The organism is Castellaniella sp. (assembly GCF_047971665.1).
Taxonomy (GTDB): Bacteria; Pseudomonadota; Gammaproteobacteria; order Burkholderiales; family Burkholderiaceae_B; genus Castellaniella.
This window is the reverse complement of sequence record NZ_JBKEAA010000032.1, coordinates 1-19748: the sequence shown is the minus strand read 5'-3', so window position 1 is coordinate 19748 and position 19748 is coordinate 1. Positions and strand designations below refer to the sequence as shown.

The window sequence follows — 19748 nt, the reverse complement described above, 5'->3', positions numbered from 1 at the left end:
GCGCGGCCGCCTGGCCACAGGACATGAATGCCAGCGGCGATCGCCGGGGCCGCCGGGGCCGGCCCGACTGGACGGATCTGGGCTTTTTCCTGCTGCTGGCGGTGGGAGCCGGCGACGTGCTGACGACATACGGCACGCTCATGGATTACTACGAGAAGCTGATCCTGATCGGGGTGGTCGCCCTGTTCAGCTGGCTGGGCTGGCTGTGGCGGCCGTTGCGCACTCTGATGCTGGCCAGCGGCCTGACGGCGCTGCTGGCGATCTGGCTCTACAGCCCCACGGGTGAACTGTTGCAGGGCGACCTCTCGCGGGCCGAAAGCGTCTTTCTGCTGAAATACCTGATTTCCTCGCAATCGGCGATTCTGTGGATGTGCGCCCTGTTCGCCCTGGCGACGGTCTGCTACTGGGTCGGGTTTGCCAGCCGCACGGCGGCCTGGCTGGGCACGCTGCTGACCTGGTCGGCGGTCTACGCCGGCGTGACCGGCCTGCTGGTGCGCTGGCGCGAGGGCCATCTGCTGGGCCCAGAAATCGGCCACATCCCCGTGAGCAATCTCTACGAGGTGTTCGTGCTGCTGTGTCTGATCACGGCGCTGTTCTACCTCTACTACGAGCGTCGCTACGCCACGCGTGCCCTGGGGGGGTTCGTGCTGCTGGTCATCAGTTCGCTGGTCGTGTTCCTGCTGTGGTATTCCTTTGCCCGGGACGCCTATCAGATCCAGCCGCTGGTCCCCGCCTTGAAGAGCTGGTGGATGAAGCTGCACGTACCGGCGAATTTCATCGGCTATGGCACTTTCATCCTGGCGGCCATGGTGGGCTTTGCCTACCTGGTCAAGTCGCACGGCGAGACCCGCGCCTGGAAGCCGCTGATCCCGGTGTTCGTCCTGGGTGCGGTGTTGTGCGCCGAACCGCTGATCTTCGGCTCACGCGAGCTTTCGGCGACCTGGATGACGTATTTCGGCATCGGCGCGCTGATCGTGGGCACGATTCTGGCGTTCCGCGCGCCGATCGCCCGGCAGCTGCCCTCGCTGGAAATCCTCGATGACATCATGTATCGGGCCATCGCCATGGGCTTCGCCTTTTTCACGGTGGCGACCATCCTGGGGGCGCTGTGGGCTGCCGATGCGTGGGGAACATACTGGCAGTGGGACCCCAAGGAGACCTGGGCGCTGATCGTCTGGCTGAATTACGCTGCCTGGCTGCACATGCGTCTGATGAAAGGCCTGCGCGGCGCGATGTCGGCCTACTGGGCGTTGGCCGGCCTGCTGGTGACCAGTTTTGCCTTCCTGGGGGTCAACATGTTCCTGTCGGGCCTGCATTCGTACGGCGCTTTGTAAGGCGCTACCCCGATTGGCCGGTCGGGGGACCGGCCAATCGGAGGTGTGTATGCGCGCGCGGTGTGTCCGCGCCGTGCCCCGCCCCGTGACGGCGCGCCGGCGGGCGCTGGTTCAGCGCTGGTGAGGGATGCGTTCCTGGGCGAACAGGTCCTGGATCGTTTCGCGGGGGCGCACGAGCCAGGAATGCTGCCCATCCACCAGGACTTCCGCTGCCCTGGGGCGCGTGTTGTATTGGCTGGACATGGTAAAGGCGTAGGCGCCCGTGGACAGGATGGCCAGCAGGTCGCCCTGTTCCAGCGGGAGCGCGCGGTCGCGCGCCAGCCAGTCGCCGCTTTCGCAGATCGGTCCGACGATGTCGTAGGTCGCCACGGGAGTGCCGGCGCGAGGCGCGACCGGGACGACCTCGTGCCAGGCCTGATACAGGGCCGGGCGCATCAGGTCGTTCATGGCGGCGTCCACAATGGCGAAATTGCGGACCTCGGTCCGCTTGAGGTATTCGACCCGGGTCAGCAGGACGCCCGCATTGCCGACCAGGGAGCGGCCCGGTTCCAGGATGACCTGCAGATGGTCCAGCCCCCGGGCCGACAGCTTGGCGAAAACGGGATCCAGCAATTGAGCGGGATCGGGCGGTGTTTCGTCCGTGTAGCGGATGCCCAGGCCGCCGCCCAGGTCCAGGTGTTTCAGGGTGATGCCGTCGGCGGCCAGGATGTCGATCAGATTGAGCAGTTTGTCGAGGGCATCCAGGTAGGGCGCGACCTGAGTGATCTGCGATCCGATATGGCAGTCCACGCCCACGATTTCCAGTCCGGGCAGTTGCCGCGCCTGCCGGTACAGGTCGGGCGCGAGCCGGATGTCGACGCCGAACTTGTTTTCCTTCAGGCCAGTGGAAATATAGGGATGAGTGTGCGCGTCGACGTCGGGATTGACGCGCAGGGACACAGGCGCGCGCACGCCGATTGCCTGGGCGATGTCGGCCAGGCGCTCGAGTTCGGTGGCCGATTCGACATTGAAGCACTTGATGCCGGTCGTCAGCGCCTTGCGGATTTCCCAGCCCTGTTTGCCCACGCCGGAGAACACGACACGGTCGGGACGGGCGCCCGCCGCCAGGATGCGTTCGAGCTCGCCGCCCGAGACAATGTCGAATCCGGTGCCCAGGCGCTGGAACTCATGCAGGATGGCCAGGTTGGAGTTGGCCTTGACCCCATAGCAGATCAACGCATTGCGTCCGGCGATGGCCTGCGCGTATCGGTGCCAGGCGGATTGCAGCGCGGTACGAGAGTAGACGTACAGCGGGGTGCCGTAGCGGTCGGCAAGTTCGGACAGCGGGATGGCTTCGGCATGCAGGATGCCATCCCGAAGGGGAAATTGGGAATCGGCAGTCATGAAGGTCAGGGCTGCGAAGCAGGGCGGGATTCCGGTGTGATGGCCGGAGAAATCGCGGGTGGCGCTGTCAGAGCGGCATCGGCCGGAGGTGGCGGCGGCAGGCGCAGGTCGCCTTTCATGCCGCAGCCGGCCAGCAGCGCCAGGCTGGCGCAGGCCAGCAGGCGCGTCATGTTCGAAAGCAGGGGTGAGATCGTCATCAGAAAGGCACGCGAACAGGTTGGGTCGTGGCAGCGCCGGAATCGGAGGTGGAAGCGGACGCCGCGTTGTTGCCCAGCTGGTCCAGCAATGTGCCGATGCCATCCAGGCCCTCGATGGCGCCACCGGGCGTCGGGTCGCCCGGTGCGGGCAGGCCGACGCGGGCGATCGCCGTGCCCGGCGGGAATTCGGAGAAATAGAAGTCGCCGTTGGTGCGTGTCAGGCCACTGGGCATGGGACCGGGCGGGACTTCCGGCTGATCCGCCAGCGCGAAGCGCATGTAGTCGATCCAGATCGGCAGGGCCGCGCCGCCGCCGGTCTCGCCCTGACCCATGGATTTGGGCTGATCGAACCCCATCCAGGCGATGGCGACCAGTTTGGGGTTGAAGCCGGCGAACCAGGCATCCTGGGAATCGTTCGTGGTGCCGGTCTTGCCGCCGATGTCGTTGCGCTTGAGCTCGCGATGCGCGCGCGCGCCGGTGCCATAGGTGGCGACGCCACGCAGCAGATCGTTCATGACGTAGGCCGTGCGCGGGTCGATCACGCGCGCCAGGGTATCGCCGGCCACGGTCGGCCGCGAACGCATGATGATCTTGCCGTTGCTGTCGGTGACGTAGTCGATCAGGTAGGGCGGCACACGGTAGCCGCCATTGGCGAAGACCGCGTAGGCGCCGGCCATTTGCAGCGGGGTCACGCTGCCGGCTCCCAGGGCCAGCGGCAGCACGGCCGGCTGGCGCGAGCGGTCGAAGCCGAAGCGGGTGACGTAGTCCTGCACGTATTTGGGGCCCACGGTCTGCATGATGCGGATCGAGACCATGTTCTTGGACTTGTACAGACCCTGGCGCATGGTGAGCATGGGCTCATAGGCACGGCCGTAGTTTTTCGGGTTCCAGGGTCTGGAGCCGGTCTGTTCCGCCGTCAGGGAGAACGGTTCGTCCGAGATCTGCGTGGCCGGTGTCAGGCCGCGCTCCAGGGAGGACGCGTAGATGAAGGGCTTGAAGGACGAGCCCGGCTGGCGCCAGGCCTGGGTGACGCGGTTGAACTTGCCCTCATCGAAGTCGAAGCCGCCCACCATGGTCTGGATGGCGCCGTCCTGGGCGCGTAGAGAAACCAGTGCCGCCTGGATGGCGGGCTTGTTGATGAGTTCCCAGTAGTCCGGCGTCTTGTGGATGTAGACGACCGAGCCGCGCCGGAGCCGCACGGCGTCCTTGGCATTGGCGGCCAGGCCGCGCGCCACGACGCGCAGGGCGCGCTTTTCAGTGATGTCGATGATCTGGGTGGCGCTGCGCGCGACCTTGACCTCGGTCGGGCTGGCAGACAGCACGATGCCGGTCAGCAGATCGCCGTTGTCGGGGTGTTTGTCCTGTTGCTCGTCGATCAGGTCGTTGAGCGCCTCGGCATCGGATTCGATGCCCTTGGGCAGGTCGATGTTTTCCTCGGGGCCCGTGTAGGGCGCCCGGCGGGTGTATTCCAGGATGCCTTCGCGCACGGCCTGGTAGGCCGCCTCCTGGCTCTTGGAGTCGATGGTGGTGTAGACGTTGAAGCCGCGCGAATAGATATCGTCCTGATAGACGCCGTACAGCAGCTGGCGGGCCAGTTCGGCGGGGTAGTCGCCGTGCACGCCATAGCGTCCCTCGGGGGTGTTGGCCGCCGAGCGGATCACGATGGGCTGATCCACGGCGCGCTGATATTCGGCGTCCGTCAGATAGCCCAGGTTGCGCATGCGGTTGAGCACGTAGGCCTGGCGCGACTTGGCGCGTTCGAAATTGGAAATCGGGTTGAATCGCGACGGCGCCTTGGGGATTCCGGCCAGCAGGGCAGCCTCGGCCGGCGTGATTTCAGCCAGGGGCTTGCCGAAATAGGTCCGGCTGGCAGCGGCGAAACCATAGGCCCGATGCCCCAGGAAGATCTGGTTCATGTAGAGATCCAGGATCTGATCCTTGGTCAGGGTGGCCTCGATCTTGAAAGTCAGCAGCAGCTCGTAGAACTTGCGGGTGTAGGTCTTTTCCGAGGACAGGTAGAAATTGCGCGCCACCTGCATGGTGATCGTGCTGGCGCCCTGTGTCTTGGACATGTTGATGGTGTTGGCCAGCGCGGCGCGCAGCACGCCCGTCCAGTCGATGCCGCCGTGCTGGTAGAAGCGGTCGTCCTCGGCGGCGAGGATGGCGGACTTCATGACGTCCGGGATCTCGTCGAATCGCAGCACGTTGCGGCGTTCTTCGCCGAACTCGCCGATCAGGACCTTGTCGGCCGTGTAGATGCGCAGCGGCACCCGCGGCCGGTAGTCGATCATGGCCGTCAGGTCGGGCAGGTTCGGCCAGGCCAGCGCCAGCGCCAGACTCATGAGCAATGCACCGCACAGGCCCAGACCAGCAAAAAGCACGACCGCCTTGATGACCAATCGAGTGAACCAGGAGCGCCCCGCCGGGGTCTTCTGTTTGGAGGATGTCGTGGTGGATTTCATCAGAGGCGATTGTAAGCCCTGACCGGATCAGGCCATGAGGCGGGGAAGAGGTCTGTGTAACAGGATGCTGCCTGTGATCGGATCAGGCGAGAGTCTGACTGATGCGATAATACACGCAAACGAACCGCCCGATACGTTGACATGACGAAGGAATTGGCCACGGACCCGACACGGATGCTCCCAGAGGGGCAGGACGGTGTGCGCCCGATTTTCCTGATCGGCATGATGGGGGCCGGCAAGACCACGATCGGCCGCCAGCTGGCCGCGGCGCTGGGGCGCGAATTCGCCGACCTGGATCATGTCATCGAGGCGCGCTGCGGGGTGCGCATCGCCACCATCTTCGACATCGAGGGCGAGGCAGGTTTCCGCCGCCGCGAGACCGCCATGCTGGACGAGTACACGCTGCGGCCCGGACTGGTCCTGGCAACGGGTGGTGGCGCGGTGATGGCAGCGGACAATCGTCGCATGCTGGGCGAGCGAGGATGCGTCGTCTACCTGCGCGCCGGGATCGACGATCTCTACCGGCGGGTGGCCCGGGACCGGCATCGGCCGCTGCTGCGCGCCGATGATCCGCGCCAGCGGATCGTCGATCTGCTGGCGCAACGCGAGCCGCTCTACGAGAGCGTGGCCGACATCACGCTGGACACGGGCCAGCAGCCGATTTCCCAGGTGTTGCGCAGCCTGTTGCCGCTGTTGCCGGTTCCTTCGATGGTACGGGCCGACACTCCTTGAATCAAAAAATCATGCATACAGTCCAGGTCGAGACGCCCGGCGGGCACTATCCCATCCATATCGGTACAGATCGGCTCGACGCGGTCGCCGACAGCATCCCCGCCGACGCCACCGCCCTGGCCATCGTCACCAACACCACCGTGGGCGCCCTGTACGGCGAGCGGTTGCGCGCAGCCCTGCAAACCACCGGCAAGCCGCTGCTGACGATCGAGCTGCCCGACGGTGAACAGCACAAGACCTGGGCATCCCTGGACCGTATCTTCGATGCGCTGCTGGCGGCGGCGCTGGATCGCAAGGCCGTGCTGGTGGCGCTGGGTGGCGGGGTGATCGGCGATGTCTGCGGTTTCGCGGCCTCGTGCTACATGCGCGGCATCCGTTTCGTCCAGGTGCCGACCACGCTGCTGGCCCAGGTGGATTCTTCGGTGGGTGGCAAGACGGCCATCAATCACCCGCGCGGCAAGAACATGATAGGGGCGTTCTATCAGCCCCGGGCGGTCGAAATCGATCCCGGCGTACTGGCGACATTGCCGGCCCGGGAAATCTCCGCCGGACTGGCCGAGGTCGTCAAATATGGCATGATCGCCGACGAGGCGTTCTTCGACTGGTGCGAATCGCATGTCGATGCGCTGCGCGCGCTCGACGAGCAGGCCATCCGGCATGCCGTGCGCCGCTCCTGCGAACTGAAAGCCTGGGTCGTCTCGCAGGACGAGCGTGAATCCGGCCTGCGCGCCATCCTCAATTTCGGTCATACGTTCGGACATGCCATCGAGTCCGGCCTGGGCTATGGTCAGTGGCTGCACGGCGAGGCCGTGGGCTGCGGCATGGTCATGGCGGCGGAGTTGTCCGCCCGGGTCGGCGGCCTGGAGGCCGGGGCCGTGGATCGCATCCGGGCGCTGGTGCAGGCCATCGGCTGCCCGATCCAGCCGCCGGGCCTGGGCGCCGGGCGCTGGCTGGACCTGATGCGGGTGGACAAGAAAAACGAGGGTCGTCAGATCCGCTATGTGCTGCTGCCAGCCCTGGGCCGGGCCGAGGTCCGGGCGGTCGATGACGATCAGGTGCGTCCGCTGCTGCCGGGCGGCGAGGAGACCTGACATGGCCGACCTGGCTCCGTATGCCTGCTGCCCGGATGCGTCCCGGGGACGCCGTCACCCCGAGCCACCGCCCGCCGGGCGCACCGATTTCCAGCGCGACCGCGATCGCATCATCCATTGCTCGGCCTTTCGCCGACTGGAATACAAGACCCAGGTCTTTCTCAACCACGAAGGCGACCTGTTCCGCACCCGCCTGACGCACAGCATCGAGGTCGCGCAGATCGCGCGTACGCTGGCGCGCAATCTGCGCACGAACGAGGACCTGACCGAGGCCATCGCCCTGGCGCATGATCTGGGCCATACGCCCTTTGGCCATGCCGGACAGGACGAGCTCAACGCCTGCTTGCGCGAATTCGCGCCCGGCGCGGGGGGATTCGAGCACAATCTGCAAAGCCTGCGGGTGGTCGATGAACTCGAGGAACGGTATGCGGCCTTCAATGGCCTGAACCTGTGCTTCGAGACCCGCGAAGGCATTCTCAAGCACTGCTCGCGCGCGCATGCAAGGCAGCTGGGCGAGGTCGGATCGCGGTTTCTGGACCGTACCCAGCCGTCGCTGGAGGCCCAGTTGACCAACCTGGCCGACGAGATTGCCTACAACAATCATGACGTGGACGACGGCCTGCGTTCGGGCCTGATCACAGTGCCGCAATTGCTGGACCTGGACATCTTCGCCGCGCATCACGAACAGGTCCTGCGCCGACACCCCGATATCGACCCCAAGCGGCTGGTGTCCGAGGTCATCCGCGCCATGATCAATACCCTGGTGCAGGATCTGACGCGCACCACGGCGGACAATATCGCGCACCTGCGGCCGCAGACGGCCGACGAGGTCCGCTCCGGTTCACCGCTGGCTGCCTTCTCCGACGAAATCCGCGCCCAGGCCGATGCGCTCAAGCAGTTCCTGCTGAAGAACCTGTACCGTCATTTTCAGGTCATGCGCATGACCAGCAAGGCACGGCGCATCGTGCGGGAACTGTTCCAGGCGTTCCAGGACGATCCCCGGCTGCTGGCGGACGAATACCGGCACGACGACCCGACGGCGCAGGCCCGGGCGATCGCGGACTACATCGCGGGCATGACGGACCGCTACGCCATCCGGGAACACCGTGCCCTTTTCAGCATGGATTAGCCCGGCACGGCTCAGTCCCTGCGGACTGAACCGTGCCGGGCTGATCCGAGCGGCGTGCAAGCCGCGAAGTGGAGCGCTGGATTTCGAGCGGAGGACGGAATATGACAGAGGATGTGGCTTTGGATCATGTCGGCATGCTGCAATGCATGTTGTCCGTGCTGGATGCCGACATGTCGCCCGACAGGCTGCGGGTGGCGGGCCGGGCGGGGCTGGCCTCGCGCTATCCGGTCAGCGGCCTGGCCTGCGCCGCCACCGGAGCGGCCGCGCTGATGCTGGTGCTGTGGGCGCGACCCGGCGACCTGGTGCCGGTCGATGTCGACCGGGCCCTGGCCTCGTGGTGGTTCGGTTTCAGCATCCGGCCGCTGGGCTGGACGCGCCTCAACGTGCGCGATGTCGTCACAGGCGACTATGCAGCGCGGGACGGCTGGATCCGCCTGCATGCCAATGCCGTCCATCATCGTCATCGGGCGCTGACGGCGTTGGGGCTGCCCCCTGACGCTGACCATGACGCCGTTGCCGCGCGGATCCGCGGCGAGCCGGCCCAGGCGCTGGAAGACGCCATCGTGGACCGGGGTGGCTGCGCGGCCGCGCTGCGTTCGCCCGAGGCCTGGCGCGCCCATCCCCAGGGACGCGCGGTTGCGGCGGAACCGCTCATCCATCGACTGCCCGGTCTGGCGGGAACGCCGGATGCCGGATGGCTGGATGATCCGAAAACCGGGCGTCCCCTGGCGGGAATCCGCGTGCTGGATCTGACCCGCGTGCTGGCCGGTCCCGCCGCCACGCGTTTCCTGGCGGCCTATGGCGCCCGCGTTCTGCGTCTGGACCCGGCGGATTGGGAGGAGCCGGGCATGGTGCCGGAGGTCACGGTGGGCAAGCGCTGCGCCACGCTGGACTTGCGCCGCCCGGACGAAATGGCGAGGTTCCGGCAGTTGCTGACCCGGGCCGATGTGCTGGTTCATGGCTACCGGCCGGGCGCGCTGGACGCCCTGGGACTGGGCGCCGAGGCGCGGCAGTCCCTGCGGCCGGGGCTGGTCGATGTCTGCCTCGATGCCTGGGGCTGGACCGGCCCCTGGCGGGCGCGGCGCGGGTTCGACAGCCTGGTCCAGATGAGCACCGGCATTGCCTGGGCGGGAGATGGCGCCGCGCCCGATCCCCTGCCGGTCCAGGCGCTGGATCAGTCGGCCGGTTGTCTGATGGCCGCCTGTGCGCTGCGCGGCCTGTCGTGGCGCCGCGAGACCGGCCTGGGAAGTGGCTGGCGCGTGTCACTGGCCCGGATGGCGCAGCTGTTGCAGACCTCGGCCGACAGCGCGTCCGCGTGCCCCCCGGCGGATCTCCCTCTCCTGGGGCCGGCTCCCGAGGCCGCCTACGATCCGGCGATCGAACCGACCGGCTGGGGACCGGCCCAGAGACTGCGGGCGCCCTGCCATGTGGCGGGCGCCCGCTGGGGCTGGGATCTGCCGGCGGGGCCGCTGCGCAGCAGCCCGCCGGACTGGGGGTGGGGGGATCAGTCGTCCGAGGCGACGAGCTCGGCGCCGGTCGCCTGACCCTTGGCGCGTTGCTTGGCGCGGCGCCAGCGCATCAGGGGCGGGATGACGACGATGCACAGCGAGACGATCCACAGGCCGAGGGAAATCGGACTTTCCCACAGGATGTGCAGTTCGCCGTTGGTGATGGACAGGGCGCGGCGCAGGTTCTGCTCCATCATGTCGCCCAGCACGACCCCCAGCACCATCGGCGCCATCGGTACGCCAGCCTTGCGCAGCAAGTAGCCGATCACGCCCAGGATCGCGGCCATGGTCAGGTCGAAGGTGCCGGCATTGATGGCGTACACCCCGATATAGCTGATGCACAGAATGCCGGGGACCAACAGCCAGTTGGGCAGGGCCAGGACCTTGGAGAACACCCGCACCATAGGGATGTTCATCAGGAACAGCAGCACGTTGCCGATGAACAGCGACGCCACCAGACCCCAGACCAGTTCCGGTTTGGTGTCGAACAGCACCGGGCCCGGCGTGATGTTGTAGAGTGTCAGCGCGCCCATCATCACGGCCGTGGTGCCCGACCCTGGCACGCCCAGCGTCAGCATGGGAACGAATGAGCCCACGGCCGACGCGGTGGAGGCGGCCTCGGGGGCCGTCACGCCGCGCAGGTCGCCCTCGCCGAAGCAGGCGTTCGGGTCGCGGCTTTCCTGGTAGCGTTTTTCGTTGGAATACGCCACGGCCGAGGCCACACTGGCGCCCGCGCCCGGCAGCACGCCGATGAAGAATCCCAGGATGGCGCTGCGCAGCACGGTCCATTTGGTGAACAACAGCTCTTTCAGATTGAAAAGCTTGCGATTGCTGGGCGGCACCTCCGGCGCCTCGCCACGGATGGTGGATTCGAGCAGTTCGAGCAGTTCGGCAATGGCGAACAGCGCGATCACCACCACGACGAAATCGATGCCGTCGAACAAATGCACGGAGTCGAAGGTGTAGCGGTAGACGCCCGAATTGGAGTCCACACCGACCGTGGCGATCGCCAGACCCAGCATGGCCGACAGGGTCCCCTTGACAGGCTGGCGCCCCAGCAGGCTGGTCAGGCAGCAGAAGGCAAAGACGATCAGCACGAAATATTCCGCAGGACCGAACGCCAGCGCCCAGCGCGCCAGCAGGGGAGCCAGCACGATGACGCCGATGGTCGCCACCAGCGAGCCGCAGAAGGCCGACCAGCCCGACAGGGACAGGGCGACGTTGGACAGCCCCTTGCGGGACAGGGGATAGCCGTCCAGCGTGGTCATGATGGCGCTGGCCTCGCCGGGGACATTGATCAGGATGGCGCTGATGCGGCCGCCGTATTCCGCGCCCACGTACACGGCCGCCAGCAGGATCAGCGCGGTTTCCGGGGGCAGATTCAGGGCGTAGGCGATGGGGATGAGCATCGCCACGCCGTTGATGGGCCCCAGGCCGGGCAGCACGCCCACCAGGGTGCCGAGAAAGGCGCCGATAGTGGCGACCAGCAGGTTCATCCAGGAAAAGGCGACATCGAAGCCGATGGTCAGATGTTCGAGAATCTGGCTCATGACAGGAACTCCAGGGGGCCCAGGGGCAGCACGACGTCCAGCGCCCGGTCGAACAAGAGGAAGAACAATACGCCCATCAGGACGCCGCCGAGGATCATCTTGCCCCAGCTGCCGCCGAACAGACGACCGATCAGCACGGTGATGAGGGCGGTGGCGATGATGAAGCCGAGCGTCTCGAACAGCATGGCATAGCCGAAGATGTAGACCACCATCAGCAGCAGCCGCGGCCAGTCGATGGGTTCGCCCGTGCGCTGCGCACGCCAGTGCTTGAACATCAGCCAGGCGCCGCACAGTGCGATGATCAGTGCGATCAGCATCGGGAAGGCCCGCGGGCCCACCGGTTCGTAGGAGAAGGGGGCCTGCAGGTCGTGGCCGAACCACGCCATCAGGCCGGCAAAGATCAGGGCGCAGAAGCCCAGTGTGCGATCACTCATGGCGGGTCCGGGAGGCTCGTTATTGACGGATCAGGCCAAATTCATTGGCCAGCTTGGTGTAGTCGGCGACGCGTTCCTTGACGTATTTGTCCAGATCGGCGCCCGACTTGTTGAAGGGGAACAGCCCTTGCTTGTCGCGGATGGCGGCAAAGGAGGCGTCCGCCTGCATCTTGTTGAAGGCATCCACCCACCACTGGTAGTCGGCGTCCGCAACCTTGGGGCCGACATAGAAGCCACGGATGATGGGCCACTGGATGTCGAAGCCTTCTTCGCGGGCGGTTGGCACGGAGGAGAGCTTGCCGGGCAGGCGTTCTTCGCTGAATACAGCCAGCAGGCGGATCGGCGCGCCGCCTTCGAGCATGGTGAAGGCTTCCGCCGCGTCACCCATGTAGGCCTGGATGTGGCCGCCGCGCAGCGCGGTCAGCGCGTCCCCGCCGCCCTCGAATGCCACAAAGCGCATTTTGCGGTAGTCCACCCCGGCGGCGCGGGCCGTCAGGGCTGCCTTCATCCAGTCCTGGCTGCCGACGGTGCCGCCGGCGCCGAGCACGATCTTGCTCGAATCCTGCTTGAAGGCGGCCATCAGGTCCTTCAGATTCTTGTAGGGGGAGTCATTGCGCACCACGGCCACGCCATAGTCGGCGCCCACGGCGGCCAGCCAGCGCACATCGTTGACGCCGTATTTGCCGAACTTGTGCTGGGCCAGGTTCAGCAGCGAACCGCCCGAGAAGGCGATGATGGACTCGGGATCGTCGGGTTTTTGCGCGATCACGTGGTTGTAGGCTACGGCGCCGATGCCACCGGGCATGTAGACGATGCGCATTGGATCGGCCAGCGTGCCGGCGGCCTTGAGGCCTTCCTGGGCCAGGCGGCAGGTCAGGTCGAAGCCACCGCCGGGGTTGGCCGGCGCGATGCATTCGGGTTTGGTTGGGGCTGCCTGGGCGGCCAGGCCCAGAGAAAGCAGGATGCTGCCCATCAGCAGCGGCAGAACACGGAATTTCATGCGGGTCTCCTCGAATATTGGAGGCGCGCGGACAGGAAGGAACGCGCGCACTGGCGACACCTTAGGCCGGGCAAGCTTTCCGTTGGCTTTCAGAAAGGAGATTTGTCGGGAAAACCCTGATCGGCGGGGAAGACGAGCTCAATCCGGACGCCCGGATCGGCCGGTTCGAAGCGCAGCTCGCCGCCATGCCGCTGCATGATGGTGTGGACGATGGCCAGCCCCAGGCCCGCGCCATGGCTGCGCTTGCCGGCCTGCCCCCGGCGAAAGCGCCGCCCCGCCTTGCGGATGTCGGCCTCGGTCATGCCGGGACCGGTGTCCCGCACGCTCAGAATGATGTGGCCGGGCGCACGTTCGATCCGCAGGGTGATGGCGCCGCCTTCGGGCGTGTATTTGATGGCATTGTCCATCAGGTTGGCGAGCGCCTCCCGCAGCAGCCAGTCGATCCCGGTCACGGTCAGGTCGAGCTCGCCTCCGTCCAGGGCGATCGTCTGTCGTTTCTGGCGGGCCAGGCCATAGATCTGGCGGATGACGTCCTGGGCCAGTGTCGTGAGCGCCACGGCCTGGGGCGGGCTGCTCTGCGTGTCGGCCTCCCGGGCGCGGGCCAGCGCCAGCATCTGGGCGGCCGTGCGCTGTGCCTGCTCCAGACCGCCGCGCATGGCCAGCAGGGCGGCGCGCGCTTCGGCGGGATCGGACTCGCGCAGGGCGTAGTCCAGCTGGGTGTGCAGGACAGCCAGTGGCGTGCGCAATTGGTGCGAAGCGTCATCCAGGAACTGACGCTGCCGGCGCGATTGGCGGGCATGGCGGGCGACGTGCTGGTTGACGGCGTTCACCAGCGGCTGGACCTCGCGGGGGAGTTCGGGAGCGGAAATCGGGCTGAGGTCGTCGGACGCGCGGTCCTTGAGTTTGCGGTACAGGCGCGTGAGCGGGCGCAAGCCGATCAGCACGCCGATGACGATCAGGCCGGTGGAGGCCAGCACCTCGATCAGGTCGCGCGCGATGTTGCGGATCATCAGGTCGCGGATCACGCGGTCCCGGCTGTCCCGGTCTTCGCCCACCATCACGATGACGCGGCCGTTTTTCTGTCCGTAGAGCGGCGGCGACATGGGGCGGGCCAGGGCGGCGATGCGGATCGAGGCGCCGAGATAGTCACGATCGTAGAACACCGGCGTGTTCGAGACCAGACGCGTGTCGGGCAGCGGCAGTTCCTGGTTGCCGATGTCGGCCAGCCCGTCTTCGGTCATGATCCGGTAATAGACCGTGTTGTTGGCGGTGAGCTCGAAGAATTCGAGCATCAGATAGGGCAGTTCCACGGCCAGGCCGCCGCTGGCGGTGGAAATGTTGTGGTCGATGGCCCGCAGGGCGCCTGCCAGCGAGCGGTCGTAGGCCAGATCGACCTGTTGATGAAGCTGGCTGCTGGAGAACCACAGGGCCAGGCTCAGCACGATCATCTGGGCCGGCACCAGGATCCACAGCAGCAGGGACCGGAGACTGCCGGGACGGCGTTCAGTCGGGCGCGCCATGTGTCGGCAGTTCCAGGCAGTAGCCCATGCCGCGCAGCGTCACGATCTGCACATCGGCGCCGGTCAGTTTTTTGCGCAGCCGGTGCACCAGGACCTCGATGGCCTCGAGGTTGATCGTCGTGTCGTCGGGGCTGATCCGTTCCAGGATCTGCTGCTTGGTGACCGGTTCGCCCGCTTTCTGCATCAGGACCTTGAGGGCCGAATATTCCCGGGGAGACAGGCTCAGGGCCTCGTCGTGATGCAGGAATCGCTGGCTGCCGATGTCCAGCACCAGATCGCCCAGGACCCAGCGGGGGTGCTCGCGGCCCCGGCTGCGCCGGATCAGGGCATTGAGCCGGGCCTCGAGCTCCTCGATGGCAAACGGCTTGTGCATGAAGTCGTCGGCGCCCTCGTGCAGCGTGCCGATGCGTTCCGAGAGCGAATCGCGCGCGGTCAGCACCAGCACAGGGCAGCGGTCGTCGCGCCCACGCAGGCGGCGCAGGAATTCGTGGCCGTCCATGCCCGGCAGGCCGAGGTCGAGGACGATGGCATCGAACTCTTCGACCGCCAGGCGGCGTTCGGCCAGTTCGGCATCGTCGGCCCAGTCGACCATGAACCCGCCATGGCGGGCCAGACCGCGGGCCAGCCACGAGGCCAGCTCGGATTCATCTTCGATCAGCAGGATTCGCATACCGGCCATCATAGACGAGCGCCCGGCACACGGGGGAGACAAAAGATCGATCCGGCCCGGGGCGGCCGGACGGGTGACCGCCCGGTGCTGAAACCGGCTTCAGGCGTCGCGAGCCGCCAGCACGTCCTTGAGCCACTGGCCGGTGTGGCTGCCGGGGGTGGTTGCCACGGCCTCCGGCGTGCCCTGGGCCACGATCCGGCCCCCGCCCGCGCCGCCCTCGGGGCCCAGATCCACGATCCAGTCGGCGGTCTTGATCACGTCCAGATTATGTTCGATCACCAGCACGGTGCTGCCGCTGTCCACCAGGCGTTGCAGCACGCCCAGCAGGACTTCGATGTCGTGGAAGTGCAGGCCGGTGGTGGGCTCGTCCAGGACGTACAGCGTGCGTTCCGATCCGCGCCGGGACAGCTCCTGGGACAGCTTGATGCGCTGCGCCTCGCCGCCCGACAGGGTCGTGGCGCTCTGGCCCAGGCGGATGTAGGACAGGCCGACATCCATCAGCGTCTGCAGCTTGCGGGCCACGGTGGGCACCGCCTGGAACAGTTCCAGCGCCTGGGCCACGGTCAGGTCCAGGACTTCGCTGATGGACAGGCCCCGGTAGCGGATGTCCAGGGTCTCGCGGTTGTAGCGGCGGCCCTCGCAGACCTCGCAGGGCACGTACATGTCCGGCAGGAAATGCATTTCCACCCGCACCACGCCGTCTCCCTGGCAGGCCTCGCAGCGCCCCCCCTTGACGTTGAAGGAGAAGCGCCCGGGATCGTAGCCGCGCAGGCGGGCTTCGGGCACGCCCGCGTACAGTTCGCGAATCGGCGTGAACAGGCCTGTGTAGGTGGCCGGATTGCTGCGCGGGGTGCGCCCGATGGGGTTCTGATCGACGCTGATGACCTTGTCGAAAGCGTCCAGGCCCTCGATGCGCTCATGCGGCGCGGGATCGGTCTGCGCCCGGTTCAGGGTCTGGGCCAGGGCCGCCACCAGGGTGTCGTTGATCAGAGTGGACTTGCCCGAGCCTGACACGCCCGTGATGCAGGTCAGGCGGCCCACCGGAATGGACAGATCGACGCCCTGCAGGTTGTGGCCCCGACACTCCAGGAGCCGCAGCCAGGGCTGGTCTGGCCCGGTCGCGCGGCGTGCCGGGAGGGCAATGCGCCGGACGCCAGCCAGGTACTGGCCGGTCAACGATTGCGGCTGGGCCATGATGGCCTCGGGCGTCCCTTGCGCGATCACGCTGCCGCCCTGCTCGCCTGCGCCGGGCCCCATGTCCAGGACATGGTCGGCCGCGCGGATCATGTCCTCGTCGTGTTCGACCACGATGACGCTGTTGCCCAGGTCGCGCAGTTGCCGCAGGGTCTCGATCAGGCGGTGGTTGTCGCGCTGATGCAGGCCGATGGACGGCTCGTCGAGCACGTACATGACGCCGGTCAGTCCGGAACCGATCTGGCTGGCCAGGCGGATGCGCTGGGCCTCGCCGCCGGACAGGGTGTCTGCCCCCCGGTCCAGGGACAGGTAGCCCAGGCCGACGTTGACCAGGAAATCCAGCCGGGCGCGGATCTCGTGCATGATTCGGTCGGCGACGTCGCGCCGGGCGCCCTCGGGCGCCCAGTCGAGAAACCACTGCCGGCAGTCGGACAGCGACAGGGCCTCGATTTCGTACAGGGCGCGCCCGCGTCGTTCCCCCTGGCCCGGGTCCTGACCGATGAGGACGTTGCGCGCCTCGGCGCACAGCCGGGCGCCGTGGCAGTCGGGGCAGAGGATGGTGTGGCGCAGCCGGCCCAGTTCTTCGCGCACGGCGTTGGAGTGCGTTTCGCGCCAGCGCCGCTCCAGGTTGGGGACGATGCCCTCGAAGGCATGGCGGCGGATGGCGGGGATGCCGTTCTCGCCCAGGTACTGGAAGGCGATTTCCTGGTCGCCCGAGCCGTGCAGGATGCGCTCGCGCACCTCCGGTTCCAGCGCCTGGTAGGGCGTGTCCAGATCAAAGCCATAGTGCCGCGCCAGACTGGCCATCATGGCGTAGCTGAAGGCGTTGCGCCGGTCCCATCCATGGATGGCGCCGGCCGCCAGGCTCAGTTCGGGAAAAGCGACGACCCGCGCCGGATCGAAGGATTCCACCTGTCCCAGTCCGTTGCAGGTCGGACAGGCGCCGGCCGGATTGTTGAAGCTGAACAGCCGGGGCTCCATTTCGCCCATGCCGCGGGCGCAGACCGGGCAGGCGTAGGCGGCGGAGAAGGCCTGTTCCTGTGCCGTGTCCAGATCCAGCACCAGGGCGCGGCCCTGAGCCAGTTCCAGGGCGGTTTCGAAGCTCTCGGCCAGCCGCTGGCGGCTGTCGGGGCGCACGCGCAGCCGGTCGACGACCACGTCCATGTTCCAGGGGCCATCCGGGGCGGCCAGGGGTGCGCCGCCGTCCAGCGGCTGGATCGCGCCGTTGATGCGGACCCTCACGAAGCCCAGGGCCTGCAGGCGGCGGCATTCCGCCGTCAGATCGTCGTTCCGGGCGCGGGCCACCGGCGCCAGGAGGGCGACGCGGGTGTCTTCAGGGCGGGACAGGACCTGATCCACCATCTGGCTGACGCTTTGCGCGCGCAGCGCCAGATCGTGATCGGGGCAGTAGGGCGTGCCGACCCGGGCGTACAGCAGGCGCAGGTAGTCATGGATCTCGGTGACCGTGCCCACGGTCGAGCGAGGATTGTGCCCGGCGGTTTTCTGCTCGATGGCGATGGCGGGCGACAGGCCGGTGATGACGTCCACATCCGGTTTGTCCATCATCTGCAGGAATTGCCGCGCATAGGCCGACAGGCTTTCGACATAGCGGCGCTGGCCTTCGGCGTACAGCGTGTCGAAGGCCAGGGACGATTTGCCTGAACCGGACAGGCCCGTGAGCACGATCAGTTTCCGTCGGGGCAGATCGACCGAAATGTTTTTCAGGTTGTGAGTGCGCGCGCCGCGGATGCTGATGGCGTCCATGCTGGTGTCTTCTGGCTGAGTGGTTCATGCGTCCGTCAAACCGGGACTCGCATGCGGCGTAGGGGAGTTCAGGTTTTTCAAAGGCTAACTTGATACTATAACGCGCAGCTTTCTTTATATTGGCCTTTTCCATGTCCGCATCTTCCCGCCCGCACTCGCCCGCACTCCGGCTGACTCCCCTGGAACGGCGCAGCAGTATCGCCCTGGCGACCTTGTTCGCCGCCCGGATGCTGGGCCTGTTCCTGTTGACCCCGATTTTCGCCGTGGCCGCGCGCACCCTGGTCGGCGGCGACGACCCGGCGCGGGTGGGGCTGGCGCTGGGAGCGTACGGCCTGACGCAGGCCATCATGCAGATTCCGCTGGGCATGGCATCCGACCGTTACGGCCGCCGCCCTGTGATCGTGTTCGGCATGCTGCTGTTCGTGGTGGGCGGGGTCATCTGCGCGCTGACCGACGATGTGGACTGGGTGACGGTCGGACGTGTCGTCCAGGGCCTGGGCGCTGTGTCGGCCGCCATCACGGCCTGGCTCGCCGACGCCACTCGCCCCGAGGTCCGGACGCGCGCCATGGCCATGGTGGGCGGTTCCATCGGGGTTTCCTTTGCCCTGTCGCTGGTGCTCTCGCCCCTGTTGGTGGGCGGATTCGGCCTGTCGGGGCTGTTCTGGGCCATCAGCCTGCTGGGTTTCGCCTGCCTGCTGATCGCGATGTTCTTTGTGCCGGACGTGCCGCGATCCGAGGCCGACATCGTTCAGGCCTCGGTGCGCGATGTGTTGGGTCACCGCGACCTGCTGCGTCTGAACTTCGGCGTTTTCTGCCTGCATTTCATCCTGATGTCGCTGTTCATGGTGACTCCCGGCCTGCTGGACCGCCTGGGAGGGTACGATTCCGCCAGCCTGTGGCAGGTCTACCTGCCGGTCATCCTGGCGTCCTTCGTGCTGATGGTGCCGGTGGTTTTCTATACCGAAACCCGCAAGGCCCACAAATCCGCGCTCGAGGGATCGGTGCTGGGGCTGGTGGTGGTGCTGGGGGTGTTGCCGTGGCTGACGGATTCATTCTGGCTCGTGGTGTCGGCCTTCGTGCTGTTCTTCGTGGCCTTCAACATCCTGGAGGCGTTGCAGCCCTCGCTGGTGTCGCGCGTGGCGCCGCCGGCCTACAAAGGCCTGGCGCTGGGGTTCTACAACACGGCCCAGTCCCTGGGGGTGTTCGCCGGCGGCGTGCTGGGCGGCATCCTGGCCCGCGGCGGGAGTGCGTCCATGGTGTTCTGGACCGGCGCCCTGCTGGCGGCCGTCTGGCTGTACACGTCGCGCGGATTCAAGAACCCGTACTGATCCGGTGTCCAGTCGGCCTGTGTCCAGTCGGCCTGTGGCGGGGAAAACCCGGGTGGGCGATAATGATCATTTGATGCATTTCGATGCGGCCGGGGCGATCATCGTCTCCGATAATGTCAGCCACATCATTCAACTACAGGATTTTCCGCCATGGCCTCCGTCAACAAAGTCATTCTCGTCGGCAACCTGGGGCGCGACCCCGAAGTCCGCTACAGCCCGGACGGCGCCGCCATCTGCAACGTCTCCATCGCCACCACGTCCCAATGGAAGGACAAGGCCACCGGTGACCGCCGGGAGGAAACCGAGTGGCATCGCGTCGTGTTCTACAACCGCCTGGCCGAGATCGCCGGCGAGTACCTGAAAAAAGGCCGCTCGGTCTACGTCGAGGGACGCCTCAAGACCCGCAAATGGCAGGACAAGGAAACCGGCGCCGACCGCTACAGCACCGAGAT

16 protein-coding genes are annotated in these 19748 nt (G+C 66.7%); 7 read left to right on the top strand and 9 right to left on the bottom strand.

Annotation, left to right across the window (positions count from 1 at the left end):
- The first annotated feature begins 23 nt into the window (after positions 1-23).
- On the top strand, positions 24-1334 hold the full coding sequence (gene ccsB, locus ACK5JE_RS12205; RefSeq protein WP_416801983.1) for a c-type cytochrome biogenesis protein CcsB: 1311 nt from the start codon (positions 24-26) through the stop codon (positions 1332-1334).
- A gap of 111 nt (positions 1335-1445) precedes the next feature.
- Here ccsB and lysA read toward each other — a convergent pair whose 3' ends face one another.
- Genes lysA through ACK5JE_RS12190 form a run of 3 tightly spaced genes read right to left on the bottom strand, consistent with a single transcriptional unit; the run spans position 1446 to position 5376 of the window.
- Complete coding sequence (gene lysA, locus ACK5JE_RS12200; RefSeq protein ID WP_416801977.1) at positions 1446-2717, bottom strand: diaminopimelate decarboxylase; 1272 nt, start codon at positions 2715-2717, stop codon at positions 1446-1448.
- Between the two features lie 5 nt (positions 2718-2722).
- Positions 2723-2914, bottom strand: a complete 192-nt coding sequence (gene lptM / locus ACK5JE_RS12195) for an LPS translocon maturation chaperone LptM (protein WP_416801976.1) — start codon at positions 2912-2914, stop codon at positions 2723-2725.
- Positions 2914-5376, bottom strand: a complete 2463-nt coding sequence (locus ACK5JE_RS12190; protein WP_416801975.1) for a penicillin-binding protein 1A — start codon at positions 5374-5376, stop codon at positions 2914-2916. The genes lptM and ACK5JE_RS12190 overlap by 1 nt, the downstream gene beginning before the upstream one ends.
- 174 nt (positions 5377-5550) lie before the next feature.
- Here ACK5JE_RS12190 and ACK5JE_RS12185 point away from each other — a divergent pair, with 174 nt between their 5' ends.
- The 4 genes from ACK5JE_RS12185 to ACK5JE_RS12170 all read left to right on the top strand — a co-directional run bounded on the left by ACK5JE_RS12185 (position 5551) and on the right by ACK5JE_RS12170 (position 9872).
- On the top strand, positions 5551-6108 hold the full coding sequence (locus ACK5JE_RS12185; RefSeq protein ID WP_416801982.1) for a shikimate kinase: 558 nt from the start codon (positions 5551-5553) through the stop codon (positions 6106-6108).
- Between the two features lie 11 nt (positions 6109-6119).
- The gene (aroB, locus tag ACK5JE_RS12180) at positions 6120-7199 is read left to right on the top strand and encodes a 3-dehydroquinate synthase (protein WP_416801974.1); all 1080 of its coding nucleotides are present in this window, start codon (positions 6120-6122) and stop codon (positions 7197-7199) included.
- A gap of 1 nt (position 7200) precedes the next feature.
- The gene (locus tag ACK5JE_RS12175) at positions 7201-8328 is read left to right on the top strand and encodes a deoxyguanosinetriphosphate triphosphohydrolase (protein WP_416801973.1); all 1128 of its coding nucleotides are present in this window, start codon (positions 7201-7203) and stop codon (positions 8326-8328) included.
- Between the two features lie 113 nt (positions 8329-8441).
- Positions 8442-9872, top strand: a complete 1431-nt coding sequence (locus tag ACK5JE_RS12170; protein WP_416801972.1) for a CoA transferase — start codon at positions 8442-8444, stop codon at positions 9870-9872.
- Here ACK5JE_RS12170 and ACK5JE_RS12165 read toward each other — a convergent pair.
- The 6 genes from ACK5JE_RS12165 to uvrA form a co-directional block, all read right to left on the bottom strand.
- Positions 9833-11386: a tripartite tricarboxylate transporter permease gene (locus ACK5JE_RS12165; RefSeq protein WP_416801971.1), complete on the bottom strand. Its 1554-nt coding sequence runs from the start codon at positions 11384-11386 to the stop codon at positions 9833-9835. The two genes, ACK5JE_RS12170 and ACK5JE_RS12165, sit on opposite strands and share 40 nt — an antisense overlap.
- Complete coding sequence (locus ACK5JE_RS12160; protein WP_416801970.1) at positions 11383-11820, bottom strand: tripartite tricarboxylate transporter TctB family protein; 438 nt, start codon at positions 11818-11820, stop codon at positions 11383-11385. Before ACK5JE_RS12160 ends, ACK5JE_RS12165 begins: the two co-directional genes overlap by 4 nt.
- A 19-nt stretch (positions 11821-11839) precedes the next feature.
- Entirely contained in the window at positions 11840-12820 is a 981-nt protein-coding gene (locus ACK5JE_RS12155) for a Bug family tripartite tricarboxylate transporter substrate binding protein (protein WP_416801969.1), read from the bottom strand.
- Positions 12821-12909: 89 nt separating this feature from the next.
- Positions 12910-14340, bottom strand: a complete 1431-nt coding sequence (locus ACK5JE_RS12150; RefSeq protein ID WP_416801968.1) for a sensor histidine kinase — start codon at positions 14338-14340, stop codon at positions 12910-12912.
- On the bottom strand, positions 14324-15010 hold the full coding sequence (locus tag ACK5JE_RS12145) for a response regulator (protein ID WP_416801967.1): 687 nt from the start codon (positions 15008-15010) through the stop codon (positions 14324-14326). The genes ACK5JE_RS12150 and ACK5JE_RS12145 overlap by 17 nt, the downstream gene beginning before the upstream one ends.
- Positions 15011-15109: 99 nt before the next feature.
- Positions 15110-17968, bottom strand: coding sequence for an excinuclease ABC subunit UvrA (gene uvrA / locus ACK5JE_RS12140; RefSeq protein ID WP_416801966.1), 2859 nt, complete (start codon positions 17966-17968; stop codon positions 15110-15112).
- 131 nt (positions 17969-18099) lie between these two features.
- Here uvrA and ACK5JE_RS12135 point away from each other — a divergent pair, with 131 nt between their 5' ends.
- Entirely contained in the window at positions 18100-19296 is a 1197-nt protein-coding gene (locus ACK5JE_RS12135; protein WP_416801965.1) for an MFS transporter, read from the top strand.
- Between the two features lie 150 nt (positions 19297-19446).
- On the top strand, positions 19447-19748 hold a 302-nt coding region (gene ssb / locus ACK5JE_RS12130), incomplete at its 3' end, for a single-stranded DNA-binding protein (RefSeq protein ID WP_416801964.1).